Annotated in this window: 18 protein-coding genes; 8 read left to right on the forward strand and 10 right to left on the reverse strand. The window is 64.3% G+C overall.

Going from position 1 to position 21,924, the window contains the following annotated elements; genetic code table 11:
• Window positions 1–10: 10 nt before the first annotated feature.
• The 3 genes from HAHE_RS02205 to HAHE_RS02215 are packed head-to-tail and all read right to left on the reverse strand — an operon-like array spanning window position 11 to window position 3,562.
• A complete protein-coding gene (locus HAHE_RS02205; RefSeq protein ID WP_338688202.1) occupies window positions 11–1,003 on the reverse strand; it encodes an Amuc_1100 family pilus-like protein in 993 nt (330 codons plus the stop codon).
• Between the two features lie 18 nt (window positions 1,004–1,021).
• Window positions 1,022–2,878 (reverse strand): Amuc_1101 family PilM-like pilus complex protein, encoded by a 1,857-nt coding sequence (locus HAHE_RS02210; RefSeq protein ID WP_338688204.1) that lies wholly within the window; start codon window positions 2,876–2,878, stop codon window positions 1,022–1,024.
• Between the two features lie 60 nt (window positions 2,879–2,938).
• Entirely contained in the window at window positions 2,939–3,562 is a 624-nt protein-coding gene (locus HAHE_RS02215; protein ID WP_338688205.1) for an Amuc_1102 family pilus-like protein, read from the reverse strand.
• Between the two features lie 171 nt (window positions 3,563–3,733).
• On the opposite strand from HAHE_RS02215, the gene HAHE_RS02220 reads away from it, so the two are divergent.
• The gene (locus HAHE_RS02220; protein WP_338688207.1) at window positions 3,734–4,444 is read left to right on the forward strand and encodes a type I 3-dehydroquinate dehydratase; all 711 of its coding nucleotides are present in this window, start codon (window positions 3,734–3,736) and stop codon (window positions 4,442–4,444) included.
• Window positions 4,445–4,541: 97 nt separating this feature from the next.
• Here the strand turns inward: HAHE_RS02220 and HAHE_RS02225 are convergent, their stop codons facing one another.
• Window positions 4,542–6,572: an ATP-dependent DNA helicase gene (locus HAHE_RS02225; protein WP_338688209.1), complete on the reverse strand. Its 2,031-nt coding sequence runs from the start codon at window positions 6,570–6,572 to the stop codon at window positions 4,542–4,544.
• A 72-nt stretch (window positions 6,573–6,644) separates the two neighbouring features.
• On the opposite strand from HAHE_RS02225, the gene HAHE_RS02230 reads away from it, so the two are divergent.
• The 4 genes from HAHE_RS02230 (at window position 6,645) to HAHE_RS02245 (ending at window position 11,880) form a co-directional block, all read left to right on the forward strand.
• Window positions 6,645–8,000 (forward strand): LptF/LptG family permease, encoded by a 1,356-nt coding sequence (locus HAHE_RS02230; RefSeq protein WP_338688211.1) that lies wholly within the window; start codon window positions 6,645–6,647, stop codon window positions 7,998–8,000.
• Between the two features lie 34 nt (window positions 8,001–8,034).
• A complete protein-coding gene (locus HAHE_RS02235) occupies window positions 8,035–8,850 on the forward strand; it encodes a hypothetical protein (protein ID WP_338688212.1) in 816 nt (271 codons plus the stop codon).
• Window positions 8,851–9,010: 160 nt separating this feature from the next.
• Window positions 9,011–9,943, forward strand: coding sequence for a hypothetical protein (locus tag HAHE_RS02240; RefSeq protein ID WP_338688213.1), 933 nt, complete (start codon window positions 9,011–9,013; stop codon window positions 9,941–9,943).
• Window positions 9,940–11,880 (forward strand): hypothetical protein, encoded by a 1,941-nt coding sequence (locus HAHE_RS02245; RefSeq protein ID WP_338688215.1) that lies wholly within the window; start codon window positions 9,940–9,942, stop codon window positions 11,878–11,880. Before HAHE_RS02240 ends, HAHE_RS02245 begins: the two co-directional genes overlap by 4 nt.
• Window positions 11,881–11,902: 22 nt before the next feature.
• Here the strand turns inward: HAHE_RS02245 and HAHE_RS02250 are convergent, their stop codons facing one another.
• Entirely contained in the window at window positions 11,903–12,373 is a 471-nt protein-coding gene (locus HAHE_RS02250) for an EVE domain-containing protein (protein ID WP_338688217.1), read from the reverse strand.
• Window positions 12,374–12,468: 95 nt separating this feature from the next.
• Here HAHE_RS02250 and HAHE_RS02255 point away from each other — a divergent pair, with 95 nt between their 5' ends.
• A complete protein-coding gene (locus HAHE_RS02255) occupies window positions 12,469–13,098 on the forward strand; it encodes a protein-L-isoaspartate(D-aspartate) O-methyltransferase (RefSeq protein WP_338688219.1) in 630 nt (209 codons plus the stop codon).
• A gap of 61 nt (window positions 13,099–13,159) precedes the next feature.
• Here HAHE_RS02255 and HAHE_RS02260 read toward each other — a convergent pair whose 3' ends face one another.
• Both HAHE_RS02260 and HAHE_RS02265 read right to left on the reverse strand, forming a co-directional pair.
• On the reverse strand, window positions 13,160–14,209 hold the full coding sequence (locus HAHE_RS02260; RefSeq protein WP_338688220.1) for a PA0069 family radical SAM protein: 1,050 nt from the start codon (window positions 14,207–14,209) through the stop codon (window positions 13,160–13,162).
• Window positions 14,210–14,457: 248 nt separating this feature from the next.
• Complete coding sequence (locus tag HAHE_RS02265) at window positions 14,458–15,762, reverse strand: hypothetical protein (RefSeq protein WP_338688221.1); 1,305 nt, start codon at window positions 15,760–15,762, stop codon at window positions 14,458–14,460.
• A gap of 122 nt (window positions 15,763–15,884) precedes the next feature.
• Between HAHE_RS02265 and HAHE_RS02270 the strand changes: the two genes are divergently transcribed.
• Both HAHE_RS02270 and HAHE_RS02275 read left to right on the forward strand, forming a co-directional pair.
• Window positions 15,885–17,153: an APC family permease gene (locus HAHE_RS02270; RefSeq protein ID WP_338688222.1), complete on the forward strand. Its 1,269-nt coding sequence runs from the start codon at window positions 15,885–15,887 to the stop codon at window positions 17,151–17,153.
• The gene (locus HAHE_RS02275) at window positions 17,150–18,223 is read left to right on the forward strand and encodes a hypothetical protein (RefSeq protein ID WP_338688223.1); all 1,074 of its coding nucleotides are present in this window, start codon (window positions 17,150–17,152) and stop codon (window positions 18,221–18,223) included. Before HAHE_RS02270 ends, HAHE_RS02275 begins: the two co-directional genes overlap by 4 nt.
• Window positions 18,224–18,289: 66 nt before the next feature.
• Here HAHE_RS02275 and HAHE_RS02280 read toward each other — a convergent pair whose 3' ends face one another.
• The 3 genes from HAHE_RS02280 to HAHE_RS02290 form a co-directional block, all read right to left on the reverse strand.
• Window positions 18,290–19,318 (reverse strand): serine hydrolase domain-containing protein, encoded by a 1,029-nt coding sequence (locus HAHE_RS02280; protein ID WP_338688225.1) that lies wholly within the window; start codon window positions 19,316–19,318, stop codon window positions 18,290–18,292.
• A 155-nt stretch (window positions 19,319–19,473) separates the two neighbouring features.
• On the reverse strand, window positions 19,474–20,313 hold the full coding sequence (locus HAHE_RS02285; RefSeq protein ID WP_338688226.1) for a hypothetical protein: 840 nt from the start codon (window positions 20,311–20,313) through the stop codon (window positions 19,474–19,476).
• Between the two features lie 39 nt (window positions 20,314–20,352).
• Window positions 20,353–21,798 (reverse strand): right-handed parallel beta-helix repeat-containing protein, encoded by a 1,446-nt coding sequence (locus HAHE_RS02290; RefSeq protein WP_338688227.1) that lies wholly within the window; start codon window positions 21,796–21,798, stop codon window positions 20,353–20,355.
• Window positions 21,799–21,924: the final 126 nt, after the last annotated feature.

The following is a 21,924-nucleotide window of genomic DNA, read 5'->3' on the forward strand; positions in this document are numbered from 1 at the left end:
GTTCGGTGCCTCAGGGCGTCTTGGGTTCGAGGAATTGGACGACGTCGATCCGGAGGAAGACATCGAGTTTCTCGCTGCCGAGCACCTGCTTGAGAATTTCACCGCTGTCGGTCGGACCGGCGGGTTCGGGTTCCGGCGCGGGCGCCGGGGTTTCTTCTTCGGCCGGGGTCTCGCCCTCGGCGCCACCGTCCTCTTCCGCAGGCGCGGGAGCGGGATCCTCATCCGGGAATACAAAGCCACCCGTCGCGAACGGATCGGCCGGCTTCGGCGCTTCTTCCGGCTTCTCGAAGCGGGCATCGGACGCATTCGGCGCGCTCGCCCGCTCGTTCTTCACCCGCATGGTGCGGACGATGTAGAAGTATTCCTTTGAGTCATCGAGCGAGCTGAGGAACTTCCGCAGCGATGCCTCGGTGCCGGAGAACGTCAGCTCGATCGGGTGCTCGACCACGGCGTCGCCTTCCTGAGGCGGATTCGGCAGGCCGGGCCAGTAGGCGTTCTTGAACTTGTCCGGTGCTGCCTCGGCCAGCTTGGTCAACAGGTTCGCGAATGCCTTCATTTCGAAGTTCAGCATTCCCGTGTCCTTTTTCGCCGGAAGAGTGTCGGAGAACTTGCCCAAGCCGAGGAAGAAGGTCTCCGGCATTTCGGTTCCCGAAGCCTCGAACTTCGCGATGAGGTCCTTGCGGGACGCCAGCAGCGCGTTCTGGAATTCGCTCGGTTCGATGTTTTCGAGCTTCGGCTGACGGAGCGGATCGAAGGCCTTCTGCAGGTCGGCGACGCTCGCCTCGTAGTCGGTCACCGCCTTTTCTTTCTCCCGCGCATTGTCCTGGGTCGGCGGGATGTTGGCGCGCAGCATCTTGCCGATCTGCGCCTGGGCGGAATCGAACTCCTCTTTCGCGGTGGCGTACTTTCCGCCGCTCTTCATGCCCCAGAAAATCAAGCCTCCGGCTGCCACTGCGGTGACGGTGCCGAGGATGATCGGGAATTTGTTATCCTGGAAACTCATGGATCTTCGAAATGGGGATCAGCGATACGGGACGGGTTCGCTCAGCGGGAGGATGATCTCGAAGGGTGCCGCATACTCTCCCTCGGCCGGCGCGGCCTCGTTGGTGGGGACCAGCTGGCTCTTTTCGAGCTCGACCTCCTTGGTGTTCTTGCCGTCGCCCTGGGTGATCGAGAACTTGAAGTGGCTGCCGTCCGCGGCGTTCTCCTTGAGCTTGTCGAGGAGGTCGAAGACGATGTTCTGGCTCCGGGTATTCTCCTTGCTCTGCAGCCAATAGCCTTTCAGGCGGACCGCGTTAACCGGCGTCGCGACGGGATCGGGCCTCTCCGCCTTGCTGTTCTTCGGCGGCGGTGCCTGCGTCGACACGTTCTCCAGCGCCCCCAGCCCGTAGGCGATGGTGCCGAAGTCCAGCTTCACCACCGACTTGCCTTCAGGCTTCTCCGCCAGCGGGTTGTAGCCGGCGATTGGATCGAAGTCGGTGATCCACACGAACTCGCTGGCGAAAGCTGCGGCGAGTTCCTGATAGGCCTCGAGCCAGAACACGCGGGCCTTGTCGGCCTCGATGTAGGTCGAGGCGATCGCCTTGAGCCTCTCCTCCTTCTTGACCTGCTTCTGGATGGCGTTGGCCGGACCGCTGAGGGTCTTGGCCTGGGCTTCGGCATCGTCCTTGGCTTCGATCGCCTTCCCGGCAGCCTGCATCTGGAAGACACCGAACAGCGCCGCACCGACAATCGCGATGGCGGCGGCGGCGATCAGGAACGGCTTGCGTTTCTCGGCCGCGCGGGCCTCGCCGACCGCGGCCGGAACGAGATCGATATTGAGCTGGGACTTGCCGATGCCGCGAAGTCCGAGACCGACGAGTTCACCCATCGTGTGGGCTTCCTTCGAAAGGCGGTCGGTGTCGACGCCCTTGCCGATCGAGATCGCCGGCAGCGGGTTGAAGTAGTCGACCGGCAGGCGGAGTTTCTCTTCGAAGAACTCCTTGGCGTAGGGAAGATTGGCACCACCACCGGCGAGGTAAACGTGCTTCGGCGCGTTGCCGTTGTGCTGACTGCGGTAGTAGTTGGTCGTGCGCGGGATCTCCGTCGCGAGACGGGTCATCGCGTTGCGGATGCACATCGCGAGCGCGGCCGTGGCCTCGTCGAGTTGCTCGGTGTGGCCACCGCCCAGTGCAACAAGTCCACCCTGCGTCTTGTGAGCTTCCGCCTCGGCGAAAGGAACATTGAACTCCTTCGCGATCGCGGTGGTCACCGCGGCACCTCCGACGTTGGCGCTGCGGGTGAAGAACCGGTTGCCCTCGATGTAGAGCAGGTCGCTGGTCTTGGCGCCGACGTCGATCAGAAGAACCGGATCGGTGACGTCCGGATAAGCGGCGCGGAAGGCGTTGTAGAGGGCCATCGGGGCGACATCGACCTCGGCGGTGCCAAGTCCAGTCGCGTTCACGCCCTCGTTGGTTTCCTCGAGCGCGTCTGCCTTGATCGCGACGATGACGACTTCCTTTTCGCCACCGGCCTCGAGGATCTCGTAGTCCCAAACGACTTCCTCGAGCGGGAACGGGACGTGTTGCTGGGCCTCGAAGGTCACCAGCTGCTCGATGTTGTCGTCATCCAGCGGCGGCAGTTTGACGAAACGGATGAAGACCGACTGGCCGGAGATCGAGTAGCGGACCTTTCCCTTCACGCCCATGCCCGCGACCAGCTCGGTCACGGCCTGCCGGATCTGGCTGGCGCGGATGGTGTCGGTCGCCGGATCGGCGAGAATGGCGGTATCGTCGTACTGTTTCAGGACCAACCCGCCCGACTTCGACGTATCGAAGACGGCCATGCTGACCCGCTGGGTACCGATGTTGAGGGCGATCGTGGACTGGTTGTCAGCCATAGTGAAGTGTCTGGAAAATGTCGTGGCCGTCCCGGCGTGGTCCGGGCGGCGGAGGAAGGATCAGCGCTCTTCCTCGATCTCGGCGTAGCGGTCCCACCAGTACATCTTGAATGGTGTCTCGGACTTGTTGAGGAGCGGGAAGCGATCGCCGCGGGCAAGGCTCGGCGAGTTCCACCATCCGCTCTTCATCTTTTCGCTCTCCTCCGCAACCTTCACGCCGTTGAGCAGCACCTCAACCGCGATGGCTTCGACCGCACTCTTGCCCGCGCGGTCACTTCCGGTCAGGCGCTTGAGGGTATTCGGCGAAAGATAGACCGAGCTGAAGAACTCCTCATCGATCGGCACGTTGATGTGATTGATGTCCTTCGTCAGGAGCATCGGCCTGCCACTCGCCTTCTCTTTGATCGCGACGTACCATTTCACGAGCACGCGATCGACGAAGCCCGAATCGAGCATCGTCTTGTTCTGTGCCGGGATGGTGATGCCGACTTCGACCTCGAGCCAGTCCTTCGGTTTGAACGACTTGTTCTTGGTGCCTTGGAGATCCGGCGAGGGAAGATTGTCGAACTCAAGCTTGCCGACGGAGACCTTGCCTTGGGCGTTCAGCGAATCGGAGGCGCCGATGAAAAGCAGCGCGCCACCGGCGAGCGCGGCCATACGAAGGGTCGATAGGAAGTTTTTCATGCGGGTTTTGGTTTTTGGAGAACTAGGAGTTGGTGCCCCGCATTGGCCAGATAAAACCTCGTAATCGAATCAAAAAAAACCCTTGGTATATACAAAGGAAACGCGGTGCATCGACGGTGGAAGTGGACCGCGCGGTTGACATCCCGAGCGCCCCCCGCTTTCGCTCGGCCCGTGGCCCGTTCCCCGCTCGTCCTCGAATCCGGCCGACCGCTTGTCGTCGGCAGCATCGGCAACTCCGAAAACCTCGAGCGGGTCAGCCCCGAAGAGGCCTCGGAAGCCTGCGATCTGGTCGAGATCCGGCTCGACCTGCTGGACCCTAACACCATCGGGGAGAAGCCATGGCGGAAGTTCGCCGAACTCCCCCTCCTTTTCACCGCCCGTTGCCAGACCGAAGGGGGTGCCGCGGGGCTGACGCCCGACGACCGGGTGAAACGCGTCCTTGCGGCGCTCGATGACGCATCTCTGGTCGATATCGAGCTCGCTTCGGCTTCGACGATGCGCCCGCTGTTGGGCGAGTTGGAGAAGCGTGGAATCCCGTGGGTCGCCTCGTTTCACGACTTCCACGGAGTGCCTTCGATTTCCGAACTCTCGGCTCGCAGCAAAGCCGCGAGGCAGGCGGGCGCGGCCGCCTTCAAGGCCGCCATCGAGCTTGGCTGGCGGATGGAACAGCTGGGACCCCTCGCCCTTTTCCTGCAGCGCAGCGGTGACTATCCGGTGTCCCTGATGGGCATGGGGCCGCTGGCCCCAGTCTCCAGGGTGCTCTTCGCACAGGTCGGGTCGGTGCTGAACTACGGCTACCTCGGCAATGCTCCGACCGCACCGGGGCAATGGAGCGCACTCCGGCTCAAGGAAGCGATCGAGTCGGTGCAGAAGGCCGGCTGACCGAAAGGAGCGCCGATTATGAAATCGGCATTTCCCGAACCCGACCAAGAAGCCGATTTCATAATCGGCGCTCCATCTCCGCTGACGCTCGTTCCCGCTACCCGATGATTTCCCGCGGCGCCTCGGGAAGCGCCTGCAGGAACAACCGTCCGTAGCGTTTGCTCAGCACCCGCTTGTCGAGCAGGCAGACCATGCCGGAGTCGGAAGCGGTCCGGATCAGCCGCCCGACTCCCTGACGCAGCTTCAGGATCGCCTCGGGAACCGAGTAATCCATGAACGGATTGCCTCCGCTTTCCTCGATCGCCTCCAGCCGGGACTGGGTGAGCGGGTGGTCCGGCACGGCGAACGGCAAACGCGTGACCACCACGTTCGACAATGCCTCGCCCGGCACATCGACACCGGTCCAGAAGCTGTCGGTGCCGAACAGCACGCTGTCGGTATCCTCGCGGAAGGTCTCGATCATCCGGTGGCGCGGCATCCCCTCCCCCTGCACCAGCAGCCGCCAGCCGCTGCGCTCGAAGCCCGCCCGCAGTTCGTTGGCGGCGTCGCGCATGGTCCGGTAGCTGGTGAAAAGCACGAAGGCCCGGCCGCGGCTCGCCTCGACCGCCTCGCCGATGCAACGGACAAGCGCCTTGGCGTACTCGGGCTCGTTCGGTTCGGGCATCGACTTCCAGATCTTCACCTTCATCTGCCGCTGGTAGTCAAACGGGCTGCCAATGACCCGCGCCTCGACTTCCTCGGCGCCGACGCGGCCACGGAACCACTTGAGCGACGGATCGCCGACTCCGAGCGTCGCGCTGGCCATCACGCAGGTCTTGTCCTCGCCGAAAAGCAGCGGCCGCAGGCGGTCGGCCACATGCACCGGCGCGGCGTGCAGCGAAAGCAATGACTCGTCGCGCCCGGTTTTCTCGACCCAGTGGACGCTGCCCTCCGAGCTCTGCTCGAGGAAGGCCGCGATCGACCCGTGGAACTCGCGCAGCTTGCGCGACGCGTCCTGCAACTCGCTGCGGCTGGTGTCGTTGTCGACCAGCTCCGCCACCGCGTCGATCTCCTGCCAGAGCTGCCGCAGCGGCGCGCCGGCCGTATTCGGCACGACCTCCGGATCGCGGACCCGGCACTCCTTCGACCACTGGCCGAACGAGACCGCGCCGCCGATCGCCTCGAAGAAACGCTCGGCACCGACCCGGGCCTCCTCGACCGCGCGCAGCAGCGAAGCGTTTCCGTAGCTCTTCAGCAGGCCTTTTCTACGACGGCTGTCGTACAAGCGCTGGAGGTCGAACCGCAGGCCGGCCTGGCTGACCCGCAGCCCGAGCTGGACCGCGGCCACCTGCTCGACCGTGTGCGCCTCGTCGAGAACCGCGAAGTCATCGGGAAACAGAAATCCCTGGGCACGGCCGTCCTCCGACCACTCGCCGGTATCCATCAGCGCGAAGAACAGCGTGTGGTTGACCACCAGGATCCGGGCATCGGCGGCCGCCTTGCGGGCTTCCTGAAAGAAGCAGTTCCCCCGCGGACCGCAGTAGCGGGCGGTGCAGATGTGCGCCTCAGAGCAAACCTGCAGCCAGACCTTCATCGACGGCTGGAAGTCGAGATCGCTGAGCGTGCCGTCCTTCGTGCCCTCCGACCAGCGGGCGATCGCCTCCAGTTCCTCGTTCTCACTCGAGGTGAAGAGGTCGGCCGTCTGCTGGCGCGCCCGGCTCAGCCGCGCCGGGCACAGGTAGTTCTGCCGGCCCTTCAGCAGCACCGCGGGCAGCGGATCGTCGATCAGGCGGCGGACGATCGGGATGTCCTTGTGGACGAGCTGTTCCTGCAGGTTGATCGTGTGGGTCGAAATGATCGCCTTGCGACCGCTCTCCAGCGAGTAGCGTGCGGCGGGCAGCAGGTAGGCCAGCGACTTGCCCACGCCGGTGCCGGCCTCGGCCACCAGCGAGCGACGCTCCTGCAGCGCCTGCGCGACGGCCACCGCCATCTCCATCTGCTCGGGGCGGAACTCGAAGTCGCGCGACTTCGCGAGCATGCCGCCCGGCGAGAAGGCACGCCCGATTTCCTCGGCGAACCCCTCCGGAACCGCTTGCTCACCCGCCAGTCCGATCATGCGGAGGCATTTCGCGGCGAGCGGGGCGGACATCCAAGCGCGAAGTTGCGGGTCGCGATCTTTACAACATCGCCATTCCCGCCATCCTCCCGCGCAAGGCTCACCATGCGGCGTTTCATCATCCCCATCCTGCTCGCCGGCGCCGGCTTCGCGCTGGCCGGCAAGCTGGTCCCCGCCGAGCAGACCGCGGTCAACGAACACCTCGCGAGCTTTCCCGACGCCGACGTCTGGACCCACCAGCTGAGACCGGCGGTGCTGACCGGCATTTGCATGATCCCGGCCGTCGCCGCGCTATTCTACTGCCTCGGCGGCACCATCGCCCGCTACGTCACCCGCCAGTTCCTCGCGCTGCTCGCCGTGACCTTCGGCGGATTGGCGGTGATCTGGCTGCTGGTCGACTTCCAGGACAACCTTGAGGAAATGAAGGCGAGCCAGGACGTCGCCAATACGGCACTCCGGCTCTACGCGGCCCGCCTCCCCGAGCTCACCGTCACCCTGCTGCCCTATGCCCTGCTGCTTTCGTTGCTGTTCTGCCTCGGCCGGCTGTCGTCCTCGCGGGAAATCGTGGCCATGATCCAGAGCGGCCGCGGCCTCGCCCGACTGACCTTCCCCTTCATGCTGGCCGGACTGCTGTCCGCCTTCCTCTGCGCCGGGCTGAACTACCACTGGGCGCCGCGCGCCAATGCCGCCGAGAAGAAGATCCTCGATACAGCCCGCGGGCTCGATGAAACCGCCGCCGAGGTCGTGATGTTCCGCAATCCGCGGAAACCCCGGCTGTGGATGGTCGGCAGCTTTCCGCCCGACTACCAGAAGGGTGCTCCGCTCAAAAGGGTCCGGGTGGTCCGGGAGACGCCCGACTCGAAACTCAAGAGCGTGCTCATCGCGCGCACCGCATCGTGGAGCCCCAGCACCGGTGCTTGGTCATTTGAGGATGCCACCGTCCGCGATGTCCCGGAGGGCGACCCGCAACCGCCTCCCCTCTATCGCACCGACCTGCCCAACCCCTACGTGGTGAAAACCTGGCGCGAGACCCCGGCGGAGATCATCCAACCCGGCCTGCCGGCCAACCAACTGGGCATTCCCGACCTCGCGGGCTGGCTGGCGTCGAACGAAGGCCGCAAGCCCTCCACCAAGGCGCCCTACCTCACCCAGTGGCATCACCGGTTCGCCCAGCCCTTCAACTGCCTGATCGTCGTCCTGCTCGCGACCCCGCTCGGAGTCGTCTTCTCCCGACGCGGCACATCCGGTGGCGTGGCCATCGCGGTGTTCCTCGCGGCCGGTCTGCTTTTCCTCACGACCTTCTGCCTCAGCCTCGGTGACGCCGGCCACCTTCAACCCGTGATCGCCGCCTGGCTGCCGAACCTTGTCTTCGGGATTCTCGCGCTCTACCTCTTCCGCCGCCGACTCGCCGGGCGACCGATCTACCAGACGATCCGCCGCCTGATCCCGAACGAGGCCTGACCTTTCCGCGACTCTCCATTCGTCATTCCCACCAATGGCCCTTCAAGAATCCTGGCACATCCGATCCCGCGCACGCCAGTGCGCTGTCACCGAGCAGCCCTTCTGTTTCGGTGAAACCATCATCACCGCGCTGTTTCCCGATCCGGAATCGAGCGGCTACCTGCGCAAGGACTTCACACTCGAGGCTTGGGAGGAACTCGGCGAAGAGGCCGAAAAGGCGTTCTCCTTCTGGCGCAGCACCTACGAGCCGCCGGTCCATGACGAAAAGCCGGACCCGATGAAAAAGGAGGATCCGGAAACGCTGCTTCGGCGGCTGGTCGACGAGGACGAGGAGCACACCGAGAACGTCCGCTACATCCTCGCGGTCATGCTCGAGCGCCAGAAGCTGCTGCGCGAAACCGACGCCCAAACCATCCCGACCGGCGTGCTGCGGGTCTACGAACACCGCAAGACCGGTGAGGCCTTCCTGATCCGCGACCCCAACATCCCGCTGTCCGAGGTCGAGACCGTGCAGGAGGAAGTGATTCTCCTTCTGGAACACGGTGGCCGCATCCCCGAGCCGGAACCGGAGGAAGCAGAAGCAGAAGCAGAAGCAGAAGCAGAAGCCGAAGCCGAAGCCGAAGCCGAAGCCGAAGCCGAAGCCGAAGCCGAAGCAGAGACCGAGACCGAGACCGAGACCGAGACCGAGACCGAGACCGAGACCGAGACCGAGACCGAGACCGAGACCGAGACCGAGACCGAGACCGAGACCGAGACCGACGAGGACGAGGACGAGGACGAGCAGAAGGACGAGACGGCCTCCGATGGACAAGCCAGCCCCGAAAACGGGGAACCGGACGAATTGAAGTAAACGCCAAGGACCGCGCGAGCCCACTCGCGCCCCGTCGGTCCGGAACAGCCTTTCCGCTTGCCCCCATTCCGCAGGTTCCCGTAGTACCCCGGGAATGTATCGGAAGGATCATCATTGCCACGCACCCGACGGCAACGGCTGCGCCCGCAGAAACCACTCCTTGCACAGAAGGCGCGCGCTGGCGGTGGCCCTTCTCGGCTTCTTGGCAAGCCCCGGCCACGCCCAGTACATCCCCGACTCCGTCTCCACCAGCACCAGCTATCGGAACCTGAACGCCGCTGTTGGAGAAAGCGGCGGCAGATCGACCGGCGCCACCGTCACCCTCGACGCAAGCGTGGGCGGCGCGATCACGGGCGGCATCTCGTCCTTCACGCCGTCCTTCGTCGACGATCGTGGCGGCTTCACCGGCCAGCTCTTCGACATGAAGTCGATCAATCTCTATCCCTCGCCAAGCGAGGTCGATGAAGATCAGTACTTCGGATACGATGGAGAGATCAACCTGGACGACCTCTCGCTCCTTGAACCGAGCCGCGACGAGTTCACGTGGTCGGTGGTCAGCGGCCCCCTCTCCCAGGTCGGGGACATCTTCCTCCTGCACGCGGTTTTCGAAGATACGCCAGCCACCGTGCAGGCCGAATACCTGTTCCTTACCGAGCAGGCCACCTTCACGATCAGGAATTCGGACCCGGACAACTATGAGTCTTACGGAGGCGACGGACTCGATGACGCCTGGCAGGTTCAGTATTTCGGAGCGCCGCCCAATGCTGATGCGGCTCCGACCGTCGATGCCGATCACGACGGCGACACGAACGAGTTCGAGTGGCTGACCGACTTCGACCCCACCGACGGGTCGTCCCGCTTCCGGTTCGCGATCACCGGAGCCGATCCCGCCAATGACACGGTCACCTTCAACCTCAACAAGGTCGTCCCCAACCGCACCTACCGCATCCTCGCCGATTGGGACCTCTCCGGCCCCTTCAGCGAGGAGGTCACGTCGATCGTGGTCGGCAGCGAGGAATCGGACCGGTCCGCCCAGGACACCAACGCGACCACCGCGAGAAAATTCTACAAAATCCAAGTCACCGCACCATGAACCCCCTCCGAACTGCCTGCTTCTTCCTGCTCTCCGCTTCCGCCTGCTTCGCGGCCGATCCACCACCCATCCTGAGCCATCAGGGCCGGATCTCGGTGGGTTCCACAAACTGGAGTGCGCTGGGTTACTTCAAGTTCGCCTTGGTGGATGCCGCCGGCACCGCGACCTACTGGAGCAACGACGGGACCGGCACTGGCGGCGGCGAACCCACCGCTGCGGTCGAGGTCGTTGTGGCAAACGGCCACTACGGCGTCGGGCTTGGTGATGCATCGATCGCCAACATGACGGCGATCCCGGCATCGGTCTTCTCCGACAACGACGACGTGCGACTGCGGGTCTGGTTCGGGCAGATGGCCACCGGTCCGTTCGAACTGCTGACTCCGGACCGGCGCATCACCAGCACCGGCTATGCCTTGAACGCCACCACCGCCCAGTCGGTGCCCGATGCCAGCATCACCCTGGGCAAACTCGACCTCGGCGGAGCATCCGGGCAGGTGCTCACCACCGATGGCTCCGCAGCCTCTTGGGCCGATCTCCTCGACAATGACGCCGGCAACGAGGTGAACACATCCCTCGTCCTCAACGGAACGACTCTGGAACTGACCGATGCAGGCGGCACGCTGTCGCAGGATCTGGCCTCCCTGCTGGGCAACGACTGGGGCTCGCTCACGGGGGTCCCGGCAGGCTTTGCGGACGGAGTGGACGACGTGGAAGACGGCGACACCGACGACACCAACGAATTGCAAAGCTGGAGCACCCTCCCCGGCATCCCCGGCGGATTTGCCGACAATATCGATGACGTCGACGATGCCGATGCCAGCACCACGAACGAGATCCAGGACCTCTCACTCGCGGGCGACACGCTGTCGATCAGTGGCGGTGGAACCTCCGCCGACCTGAGCCAGTATTTCCTCGGCGACGGGTCGGAGAGCTACAGCGGGACCCTGACTGCGATCGGAGGCGGCGTCCGGGTGGACAACAACGTGGCTTTTTCAGCCAAGGACTCCGCCGGCACCTACCGGGAAATGCTGAAGAAGTCGGTCAACGACGAGACCCAGCTCGCGACCGCCACCGGGGAGAACATCATCTTCAAGGACGGCTCCAACGTGAACATGACGATCACCGGAAACAACGGCTACGTCGGCGTCGGGGAAGCCACCCCGTTGGCCCGGCTTCACATCCGGGGGTCGGATACAGGCTATTCGGCGAGCGACACCGCGGACGTCTACATCGAGGATCAGGACGCGGGATTGAGCCTGCTCAGCACGCAAGCGTCCTCGCTCGGATCCTATCTGAATTTCGTGGAGGTGGACAGCGGCACCGGCAAACAGACCGACCGCTGGACCCTTGAGCGAGAAACCACCGGCGGCACGGGCGACAGTTCGATCCGCCTCGAGTACTTCGATGGCGCTGTCACTGAGGCGGTGTCCTTCGCCACCAACGGTGATGCAACCTTCGGCGGAGATCTGAAACTGGGATCAGCAAAGGCGGGAAAACTTCAGATCCCTTCCTCGGCATTCAGTCCAACTCTGGCATCTTTCGCTTTCTACAACGGCGACTGGATATCGCCCTTTGGAAACGACACCATAGCATTTGTCGCCCCGGTATTTCTTCCCAACGGATGCACGGTCACCGCCGTGCGCTTTCACCTCTTCGACGACGCCCCCGATGACTTCACCAATTTTGACGGTGCGCTTAGAAAGCGGGTTGCGGATGAGGTAACGACGACTCTGCTGGCGGAGTTGACGGGGGCAACCACCTCCAGTGCGGCACCCTCCATCACGACCCGATCGGACATAACGATCACCGATCCGGTCATCACGAGTGAAGCAGCCTACTCCATATCCGTCGAAATGACCTTCAACACGACAAGCTCCTTCGGCCTGCGCTTTTACGGTGCCACCATCGAATACCAATACGACACCGTGACTCCCTGATCTCCAGCGTTAGCCCCCCTGTTTACTTCGGCACCTTCACGCCGGCCATCGAACAGACCTTGCGGAAATGCTTGGCGGTGACCGGGGTAATCGAAAGACGGGTCCCCCGCTGGGTGACCATCATTCCTTCCAGCGCCTTTTCGGCCTTTAGTTCCTCGAGGCTGACCATTTCCGGGAACTCGAGGACGAATTCGAAGTCGCGGAGCATCCAGCGCGGATCATCCGGGTTCGACTTCGGGTCGTGATACTTCGACTTCTCGTCAAACTGGCTGGGATCCGGGTACGCATCGCTCGCGACCCGCGCCAGTCCCACCGCCCCGGGTGGCTTGGCGTTCGAGTGGTAGAAGATCGCGAGGTCGCCGATCTCCATCTCGTCGCGCATGAAGTTGCGAGCCTGGTAATTGCGGATCCCGTCCCACGGCTCGCGCTTCGCCTTCTTCAGGTCCGCAATCCCGAAGACGTCGGGCTCCGATTTGATCAGCCAGTATTTCACGCGCGGACCCTATGGACCGCAACGCCCGACGCGCAAGTCGTGCCTGCCAGGAGTTGGTGACTGGATTTGGCGGGAAACCGGGTCCACATTTCTCCATGGACTACTCGGTCGAGCGCGAACGGATGCTCCGCGACCAGTTGATGGCCCGGGGCATCGACGACCCGCGGGTGCTCGATGCGATGGCGGCCGTGCCGCGCGAATGCTTCGTCCCCGAAGAGTCCCACGGGCTGGCTTACGACGACCACCCGATCCCGATCGGCTACGGCCAGACGATCTCGCAGCCCTACATCGTCGCGCTGATGACCCAACTGCTCCGGCTGCCCGATCGCGCCACCGTGCTCGAGATCGGCTCCGGCGGCGGCTACCAGACCGCCATCCTCGCTCACATCGCCGACCGCGTCTGCGCGATCGAACGCGATCCGAGACTGGCAGAACGCGCCCGCGAAACGCTCGACGGGCTCGGCTTCGGCCACTTCGAAATCCACGTCGGCGACGGCTTCGACGGCTGGCCGGACGAGTCGGCTCAATTCGACGGAATCCTGATCGCCTGCGCGCCCGATCACTTGCCCGAAAAGCCCGCGGCAGCCCTCAAACCGGGTGCCCGCATGATCGTCCCCATCGGACCGGAAGGCGGGATGCAGGAGCTCAACATCGTCACGCGGCAATCCGACGGCAGGCTGAAGACCGAAGTGCACAGCCACGTCCGCTTCGTCCCGATGGTCTGATCCTGCCGAAATTCAACATTCAACATTCAACATTCGATGTTCGATGTTCGATGTTCGATGTTCAGAACAGCTCCCCTTGCCCGGGCGACAGCCGCCGGAAATGCTCGGTCGTCAGTGCCGGCGGACTCGGCCGCAAGCCGTGCCGCCGGCAGCACGCGTGGAACAAAGTCCGCAGTGCTTCCGCCCCGGCACCCGTCCCCCGCATCCTCGCTCCGGGCTCGCTCCGGTTCAACGCCCCGCCTTGCGCCGCACGGATCCGCCCGAGCACCTTGTCCTTGCGGTCGGGCATGTGGCGGTCGAGCCAGCCACCGAACACGTCCGCGACCGCGCCGGGAAGCCTCACCGTGGAGTAGGCCGCGAAACTACCGCCCGCCTGCTTCACTTCTTCAAGAATCGCCGGCAACTCGTCGTCATTCAGTCCCGGAATCATCGGCGCCGCGCTGACGCCGCACGGAACCCCGGCTTCGGCGAGCTTCGAGATCGCCTCCAGCCGAGCCCTCGGCGAAGCGGCCCGGGGTTCCAGGATTCGCGCCAGCTTCGGATCAAGGGTGGTGATGGAAAGATAGACCGCCACCGCGTTCCACCTCGCGAGCTCCGCCAGATGGTCGAGGTCACGGGTCACCAGCGCGTTTTTGGTGATGATCACCACCGGCTGACGAAACCGCGCCATTACCCCGAGGCATCCGCGCGTCAGTTCCAGCTTCCGTTCGACCGGCTGGTAGCAGTCGGTCACGCCGCTCATCGAAATCTTCCCGACCCGGTAGCCGGGTTTGGCCAAGGCTTCCTCCAGCAGGGCCGGGGCGTTCCGTTTCACGACGATTTTCGACTCGAAATCCAAGCCCGCCGAGTAGCCGAGATACTCGTGGTAAGTACGAGCATAGCAGTAGCTGCAGCCGTGCTCGCAGCCGCGGTAAGGATTCACCCCGTAGTCGAAGGAAAGATCCTCGGCATCGTTCTTCGCAAGGATCGAGCGCGAGTCGTCGGCCAGGAACTCGGTTCGCAGCGGACGCTCGTCGGCGTCGACCCACGCGTCTTCGTCCACCTCCACACGCATCGCCTCGAAGCGATTCGCGGGATTGGAGTCCGAGCCACGGCCACGATGACTGCTCATGCGAACATCATCGGGCCGTTTCCCCGACGCTCAAGCGCAATCCGGCCTCGTCACCTTTCCATTTCGGATTCGGAACCGCGAATGATCGCGAATGGACGCCAATACTTGCTTGGAGAGAGCCGGGCACCTCGTCCATGGCTTCGAGGTCCCGACCTCGAAGCGATCGATGCGTTCCATGACCATTCGCGTGAATTCGCGTCCATTCGCGGTTCTCAATCCGCAAGATCAGAAGCCTTGGAAGACCCGCCTTACTGCGGAAACTTCGCTACGAAGGACCGCGAACTCGCCTTGGCGAACTTCAGATTGCCGTTGGTGACGTCGTAGTAGGCGATCCATGGACGCCCGAGGCGGCCCAGCGCCAGCGAGGCGTATTGGCCGACGTCGCCGTCGCTGTCGACCGTCGACACCTTCCAACCGCCGTCCGAATTCCGTTCGGCGTATTTGAGATCCCCGTTGGTGCTGTCGTAGTAGGCGATCGCCGGGCGGTCATCGGTGGTGAAGGCCAGGGAACACCACTTGCCGACATTCGCCGAGGCGTCGACCGTCTCGCTCGACCAGCCACTGCCCGGCTTCGACGCATACTTCAGCGACCCCGAAGCCTGATCGTAGTAGGCGATTCCCGGCTTGTTGGACGAATTGAACTTCGCCGACGTGTACTGCCCCGACTGCGCGGTCGAGTCCGGCGTGGTGAAGGACCACCCGCTCGCGCTCTGCTCGATGAACTGCACGTTGTATCCCCCGCCGGGCAATCCGTGGGAGATGCCCCACCGGCCATCGCTCTTGAAGTCCAACGACGGGTGGTAGCCGCTCAGATCGGCCATCAGGCTGAAGGTATTCCAATTCGCCGAAGTGAACTCGCCGGGAGTCTCGGTCACGGCCTGGTCGAGGTAGCTGACGTAGAGCTTCAGCGCATCCTGATCACGGTGCGCGATGTAGGGGCGTCCGTTCGGCGCGAAGGCCAGCGAGTTGTAGGTGCCCCACACCTGCGAGGCATCCGGCGACTTCACCCGGTAAGCGAGGAAGCTCGAGCTTCCTTCATACCGGCACGCGAAGTTCAGCGCGCCGTCCGACTCGTCCTGATAGGCGATACCCGCGTGGCCGTCGTCGGAAAATGCCAACGAGCAATGTACGCCCGCATAGCCATAGGAGTCGATCGTCTCCTTGTCCCACGTCGATCCATCCTGCTCGATGAAGAGGAGGTCGCGGTCGGTCGCATTGTAGTAAGCAATCGCCGGGTCGTGGTCGCCGCTGATCGCCAGCGAGGCATACTTGCCGACATCGTCGGTGCTGGAGTCGATCGTCGTCACGCTCCAGTTGTATCGGGTGGTGGCACCCAGCACCTCGCCGAGACCGGCGAGCGCGTCCTCCATCGACGACGCTTCGTCGCTCGCGTCGCTCTCGAGCGCACCGACCCGCTCATCGAGTTCACAGAGTTTGTCCCAGATTTCCTGCAGCGACTTCATCGTCGGTGCGGGCGTCGGGCTGTCGGGCGTCAGCGCCCCTTGACCAAAAACGGCAACCGGAAACCCGGTCGCCACCGAACAGAGGATCATGCGGAGATTCATCGCCGCCCCCAACCGCAGCCCGTCCGGCGTCTTGCCAAAAAACATCGCAATTTGCCGCCATGCCCCGAATTCCTTGGCCTACCGGCGCCCGCGGCGATTGAATGCCGCCGTTGAAAAGCCCGCCCGGAACCGTTCCCGCCACCTCGCTGGTCGTTGCCTCGATGATCGGAACCGGCGTGTTCACCTCGCTCGGCTTCCAGTTGCTCGACCTGAACTCCGGCCCGCAGATCCTCTACCTCTGGCTGCTAGGCGGACTCATCGCGCTGTGCGGCGCCCTATGCTATGCGGCGGTGGCCGAAGCCCTGCCGAAGTCGGGGGGCGAGCATCACTTCCTCGGCCGGATGTACCACCCGTCGCTCGGCTTCATGGCCGGCATGCTGTCGGCGATCAGCGGCTTCGCGGCCCCCACCGCGATCACCGCGATGGCCTTCGGCGCCTACCTCAACAAGTCCCTGCCCGGTGTCCCTGCCCAGGCCGCGGCGATCGGCGTGATCCTGATCGGCAGCGCCGCGCACATGGTCGACTCGAAGACCAGCGCCGTCGTCCAGACCGCCGCCACCGCGATCAAATTGCTGCTCATCCTCGCCTTCCTCGCCGCCGCCTTCCTGCTCCCGGGCGAAGGCGACATCCGCTGGCCGATCGATCCGGGTGCCGACTTCGCCGCAACCGTTTCCCCGGCCTTCGCGGTCGCGCTGATGTGGGTCCTCTACTCCTACAGCGGATGGAATGCCGCGGTCTATGGGCTGGAAACCTGGGACCAGCCGGCGAAGACCGTCCGCCGCGCGTTGATCATCGGCACCGGCCTGGTCACCGTGCTCTACATCGGCCTCAATGCCGCCTTCCTCAAAGCCGCCCCGACCGGCGAGCTGCGCGGCGTGATCCCGGTCGGCGAAGTCGCCGCGGTCTCGCTGTTCGGAAAGTCCGCCGCGAGTTGGATCTCGATGCTCTTCTCGCTCGGCCTGTTCGCCTCGGTCAGCGCCCTGCTGTGGGCCGGACCCCACGTGCTGTCGGCGATGGGCCGCACGACCCCGGGCCTCGCCTTCTTCAATCCGAAGGACGGCTCACCCCGTCTCGCGCTGGCCTGCCAGACGGGACTCGCGCTGGCTCTCGTCACCCTCAACCGCTTTGACGATCTCGTCACCTTCACCACCATCGGCCTGACGCTCTGCACGATGCTGACCGTGTTCGGGGTGTTCCGGCTCGAGCGACCTCACGAACGATGGCGCCGTCCGTGGTTTCCGGCAGGCGTTTTCCTCGCCATGACCGCCTTCATCCTCTTCTATTCCATCATCAACAAACCTTGGCCTTCGGGGATCGGACTCGCGTGCGTGGCCGTCCTCAGCCTGATCGGCCACTTCATCCATCGACGGACGCCATGAAACGCCTCGCCCTTCCCATCGCCGCCCTCCTGCTCAGCCACTGCAGCACCGATCTGCCGCCCAGCGGTGAGACGCAGGCCGCGCTCAATCCCGCGAACGACTACGGTGGCGCCACCGGCGAGGCATCCTACGGCGACATCGCCCGCTTCATGGCCGGACGCCCCGTCCGCGCCGGCGCGGATCTCTCGGCCTTCCAGAAGAACTCCGGCGACTACCACACGCATGCTCTCGAGCTCGACTACATCTGGCGCAAGATGGGCTCGAAGCGGAGCCTACGTCAGGCACAGTACTTCCACGACGACCTGCGTCCGCTCCTCGGTTCGCCCTCGACCGTCGTCTACCCGTTCGGAGGACCGGACATCCTCTACGCGTCGTCGATCTTCCCGCGCGCCTCGACCTACGTCCTGATCGGACTCGAGCCGGTCGGTTCGGTTCCCGACGTCTCCAGCAGCAATCCCCTGCCCTTCCTTTCCCGGATCTCCACCGTCATGGAGGAACCGATCCGGCACGGTTACTACATCACCGCGGAAATGCGGAACGCGCCTTCGGTGACTCCGATCATGATGACCAGCATCGCGCTGATGGGCGGCGAGGTGCGGAACGTGCAGGCGATCTCCGCCGGCGGACGGTCCGGAGTGCAGATCGACTTCAGCTCGCCCTATGGCGGCAACAAGAAGGTCATCTACGTTTCGGCCGACCTGTCGAATTCCGGCTTCGGCGCGATCCGCGGCTGGCTCGACGGCTACTCGGGCGCCACCGGCTATTTCAAGGCGGCTTCCTACCTCCCGCACGACGGCTCCTTTTCGGGCATCCGCGACTGGATGCTCGGCAATTGCCGCGCGATACTCCAGGACGACTCGGGGATCCCCTACCGCTACTACGACTCCAATAGCTGGGACGTCACGCTCCTCGGCAACTACGAGCGCCCCATCCCGCTGTTCGCGAAGTGGAAGCAGCCCGATCTCGCCGCCGCCTACGATGCGGCAGGCCCGCGCGAAGAAATCCCCTTCGGCTCCGGCTATCACATGAAGATGCGCGACGCCAATTTCCAGGTCTGCAAGAGGAAGTAGTCTGGATGGACCGCGAGCTTCAGCTCGCCCCGGTGCCTCCGATGCGAGCTGAAGCTCGCGGTCCATTCAAACCACCCGCAGGAGCGGGCCGTCCTTCCAACTCCGCGAGAAGCCCAAGCGCGCGACCACCCGGCCTTCGTCGGGCCAGATGAACACCCGCTGTCCCGACGAACCGACGAGGGCGACCATCGATGACGGCTGGCTGCGCGAGATGCAGGCGCCTCGCCAGAATCCACTACTCTTCGGCGGATCGAGGGCGTCCTCGATTTCGATCGCGTTTCCGCCCGACGCACGGCGGTTCCGCCACACTCCCCCGCCGAACATGGCATTCGCGGAGGAAGGCCGAATGACCTCACGGTAGGCCGAAGCCGGAATCCCCGCCGAGTCGCGCCCGCCAAGAAGCTCACCGATTGTCCGCCCCAACCGACCCAGCCCCGTAACGGTCAACTCGGTACCCGTGGAAAGATAGAAGCGCCCCTTTGAATCGGACCGCCAGTCCGGGCTGCTCAGACCCACCGGCCTCATCACTGCCCGGTGTAGCAACTTCTCCAGCGTCTCGCCCCGTGCCACCGCCTTGCGATGCAGTAACTCTCCGAGAACCTCCCAGCACGCCGGACCATAGCGAAAGACCGACCCGGGCGAGTCCTGAAGCCGAAGCGCCAGCGCCGACTTGCCCTTGTCCGCCACCACCCGACGGTAAAGCGCTCCCGCGCCACCCTCGAGTCCCGCCGTCATCTGCAGCAGATGGCTCACGCGGATCGACTCTTTCCCGCCGGCGCCCTGCCACTCGCCGAGAGTGTCCGCCGCCCGTTCATCGACACTCAACCACCCCTCACCGACCGCCTTGGCACAGGCCAGACCGGCGATCGCCTTGGTGATGCTCAATGCCGGACCGCGCTCATGCGTCCGCCACGATTTCCGCAGGCTTCCACCTTCCCATGCGCCCCAACCTTTGCAGCCGCCCCGCCGCACCACGGCGTCGGCACTTTCGAGAGTCTTTCGATCCCACTTCTGCGCGGAACCGCCCCCGCCGAACGGCACGCATCCGCCCACCAGTCCACCACCCGCCAGCACCAACCATTCGCGTCGCTTCACACCCCACCTTCTCACCCGGACCCACACCGTTGCGCAAGTACGGACGGCCCGCCCCGACGCACGTCGCCCCCGGCCCGTTGCGGACCGGAGGCTTTCGTTTGGACCTCGGGCGTGGCCCAAGTTCCGGGTTTTTTGTTTCCTCTGGGGGGAGAGTCTCAGGGAAGGGATGACTCGACTCGGAAGAACAACCTCGGCACACCCCCGGTCGGAACCAGGGCGGAGAAGGAGATCGACGGTGCGCCGGTCGAAGTCCACGCGCTGAGGTCGGTGCTCTTCCAGACTTCCGACAGTCGGCGCGGGCTGCCGTTCCACGTCAGGCTCGCGATTCCACCGGATTGGGAAAACGACGTGATCCGGAGGTAATCGGTCGGATCGAACGGATCGGTGTCGTCTTCGTATTCGTCGACATCCGGAACTCCGTCGCCGTCCGAATCCTTGCCGCCCAGCGTGGTCAGCGAAAGCGGTTTGCCGGCCAGGGTCAGCATCTCGAATTCCCACGCATCGGCGATCCCGTCGCCATCGCTGTCCTCGCCCATGCTGATCGAGGTCACGAGACCGTCGAGCGAGATCCAGCCGACGTTGGCTCCGTAAACCGCACCGCTCATCGCACCGGTCACCAGGTCGACCCGCGGCGGGGTGGCGATCGACGGATCGAACTGGATCCATCCGATGTTCGCGCCGTAGGCCCAGCCGGAAAGTCCGCCGGAGCCGTCGTGGTTGACTCCCCATTCTCCGCCCGTCTGGGCGTAGTAGATGCCGCTTGCCGGAGTACCGCTTCCGGTGTCGATCCAGCCGGTGTTGGCCGAGTAGATCTTTCCTTCGAGCCGGTAGCTCTCGACCGTCACGCCCTCGGGCGAAGCCGTGTCGTATTGCCAGTCGAGCCAGCCGATGTTCGCGCCGTAGCCGCGGCGGGCCGTCGGGTCGATCGTCGACCCCGCCCGCCCCGCGATCACCGCAAGGGCAGTGACCGCGAGGATTCCAATGATCGTTCTCATCTTCTTGTGGAGGTTCGAATTTCGATTCCCGCTGCCGGATCAGAAGTCGTAGTTGGCGTGCGGGTTGGTGCCCACGGACGGCAGCTCGAACGGAGCGATGCTGCCACCTGCCAGGTTGATCGGACCCACGACGTTGTCGCGGATGTAGTTGCGGACGACCACGTTCTCCGGAGTGAGCACCGCGACACCGAATCCGGCATTCGACTGAACCGTGCAATTGGCGATCATGTTGGTGCGGAGTCCGGTGACGCCGTGCTTGAAGTTGTGCGTCGCCACGCAGTTCTCGAGCTTCGAGCCATCGGCCACATCGTAGCCGTCACCGTCCGGAGCCGGAGGCATCAGCGGACCGTCGGGGTCGATGGGTGCGCCATCGTCACGACCGTTGTGGTCCGCGGTGCAGTGGGAGAAGAGCGTGTTGATACCGGTGCGGAAACCGTCGCCGATGTTCCGGCTGGCCGAGCACTGCAGGAAGTTCACCGCTGTCTCGACACCTTGCTCGCCATCGGCTCCGGTGACCGACTCCGCAAGGAAGCCGTCGAGTCCGTTGCAACGCGCGACCGAATTCTGAACCGTCGTGCCGGTGCGCACCTTGAAGCCCTCGGTCATGTTGTCGGACGCCACGCAGTCAGCGATCGAGCAGCCGTCGCCGAAGTCGATGCCGGTGGAGCCGTTGTGCCGGGCGGTCGAGCCGCGAACCGTATTGCCTTTGCCCCCGACGATGCCGCAGCCGACGTTGCCGCAAGCGGTGCAGTTCTCGATGGTACTGCCGGTGTCGGTCTCGATGCCCTTCCCGAGAATCCCGTGAGCCGTGCTGCCGGTGATCACCGAACAGCTGCCTGCCCAGATTCCCGAGTGGGGTCCGGGAGTCACCGGTCCGCCCGGTTCGGGATCGACCTGCGGTCCTTTCACCTGGCAATCCGCCACCCGGCTGGTGCCGCCGACGTAGATACCGAAGGTTTCGATACCCGCGACCTGCAGGTCGCGAACCAGCGACTGACCGCCGAGGTGGACACCCTCGGTCCAGCCACCGACGATGCGGCCGTTCTTGACCGTGATGCGTCCGAGATCGATGCCGCTCGCACCCGATGTGATCGCCACCGGAGGAGCGCCGGCACCGCCGGGAACGTAGCGCATTTCGAAGCCGCGTAGGTCGATCGTCACGCCCTCGACATCGATGACGATCGGCTTGTCGCCGACGAGGTCCTGCGTGAGGAAGTAGTGACCCGGCGTGGTGATCGTGTAGGCGGGCCCGGAACCGTTCAGGTCGATCGCGCCGGGATCGAGGCTCGGGATCGGCTGGCCGGGATCGGTCTGCGTCAGCGTCTTCATCGAGATCTTCGGCGCACCGGTTGAATCAAGAGCTTCGTCGCTGGCCGGCAGACTGCCGAACGGCGGCGGCGAGAGCGGACCTTGTGCGTGCACCGCGAGCGGCGCCGTCAATGTGAGCCCGAGGATCAGGAAGCGGATGGATGTGTTCGTTTTCATGTTTTTCTTTGGTTGGTAGTGGAAGCAATTGGCGGAGCTGTTCCCCGCAACGCCGCCCCCAACCGCAGGGCGTTTTCACGATTTCCAAACGGCGTGAAAAAAATCCGGAACTCGACCGGATCGCCG

This window comes from Haloferula helveola (assembly GCF_037076345.1).
In the GTDB taxonomy this organism is placed as follows: domain Bacteria; phylum Verrucomicrobiota; class Verrucomicrobiia; order Verrucomicrobiales; family Akkermansiaceae; genus Haloferula; species Haloferula helveola.

What these genes read in the sequence shown, in the direction of transcription:
- HAHE_RS02205 (WP_338688202.1), bottom strand. Translation starts at nt 1,003, where the DNA reads ATGAGTTTCCAGGATAACAAATTCCCGATCATCCTCGGCACCGTCACC.
- HAHE_RS02210 (WP_338688204.1), bottom strand. Translation starts at nt 2,878, where the DNA reads ATGGCTGACAACCAGTCCACGATCGCCCTCAACATCGGTACCCAGCGG.
- HAHE_RS02215 (WP_338688205.1), bottom strand. Translation starts at nt 3,562, where the DNA reads ATGAAAAACTTCCTATCGACCCTTCGTATGGCCGCGCTCGCCGGTGGC.
- HAHE_RS02225 (WP_338688209.1), bottom strand. Translation starts at nt 6,572, where the DNA reads ATGTCCGCCCCGCTCGCCGCGAAATGCCTCCGCATGATCGGACTGGCG.
- HAHE_RS02230 (WP_338688211.1), top strand. Translation starts at nt 6,645, where the DNA reads ATGCGGCGTTTCATCATCCCCATCCTGCTCGCCGGCGCCGGCTTCGCG.
- HAHE_RS02235 (WP_338688212.1), top strand. Translation starts at nt 8,035, where the DNA reads ATGGCCCTTCAAGAATCCTGGCACATCCGATCCCGCGCACGCCAGTGC.
- HAHE_RS02245 (WP_338688215.1), top strand. Translation starts at nt 9,940, where the DNA reads ATGAACCCCCTCCGAACTGCCTGCTTCTTCCTGCTCTCCGCTTCCGCC.
- HAHE_RS02255 (WP_338688219.1), top strand. Translation starts at nt 12,469, where the DNA reads ATGGACTACTCGGTCGAGCGCGAACGGATGCTCCGCGACCAGTTGATG.
- HAHE_RS02260 (WP_338688220.1), bottom strand. Translation starts at nt 14,209, where the DNA reads ATGAGCAGTCATCGTGGCCGTGGCTCGGACTCCAATCCCGCGAATCGC.
- HAHE_RS02265 (WP_338688221.1), bottom strand. Translation starts at nt 15,762, where the DNA reads ATGATCCTCTGTTCGGTGGCGACCGGGTTTCCGGTTGCCGTTTTTGGT.
- HAHE_RS02275 (WP_338688223.1), top strand. Translation starts at nt 17,150, where the DNA reads ATGAAACGCCTCGCCCTTCCCATCGCCGCCCTCCTGCTCAGCCACTGC.
- HAHE_RS02285 (WP_338688226.1), bottom strand. Translation starts at nt 20,313, where the DNA reads ATGAGAACGATCATTGGAATCCTCGCGGTCACTGCCCTTGCGGTGATC.
- HAHE_RS02290 (WP_338688227.1), bottom strand. Translation starts at nt 21,798, where the DNA reads ATGAAAACGAACACATCCATCCGCTTCCTGATCCTCGGGCTCACATTG.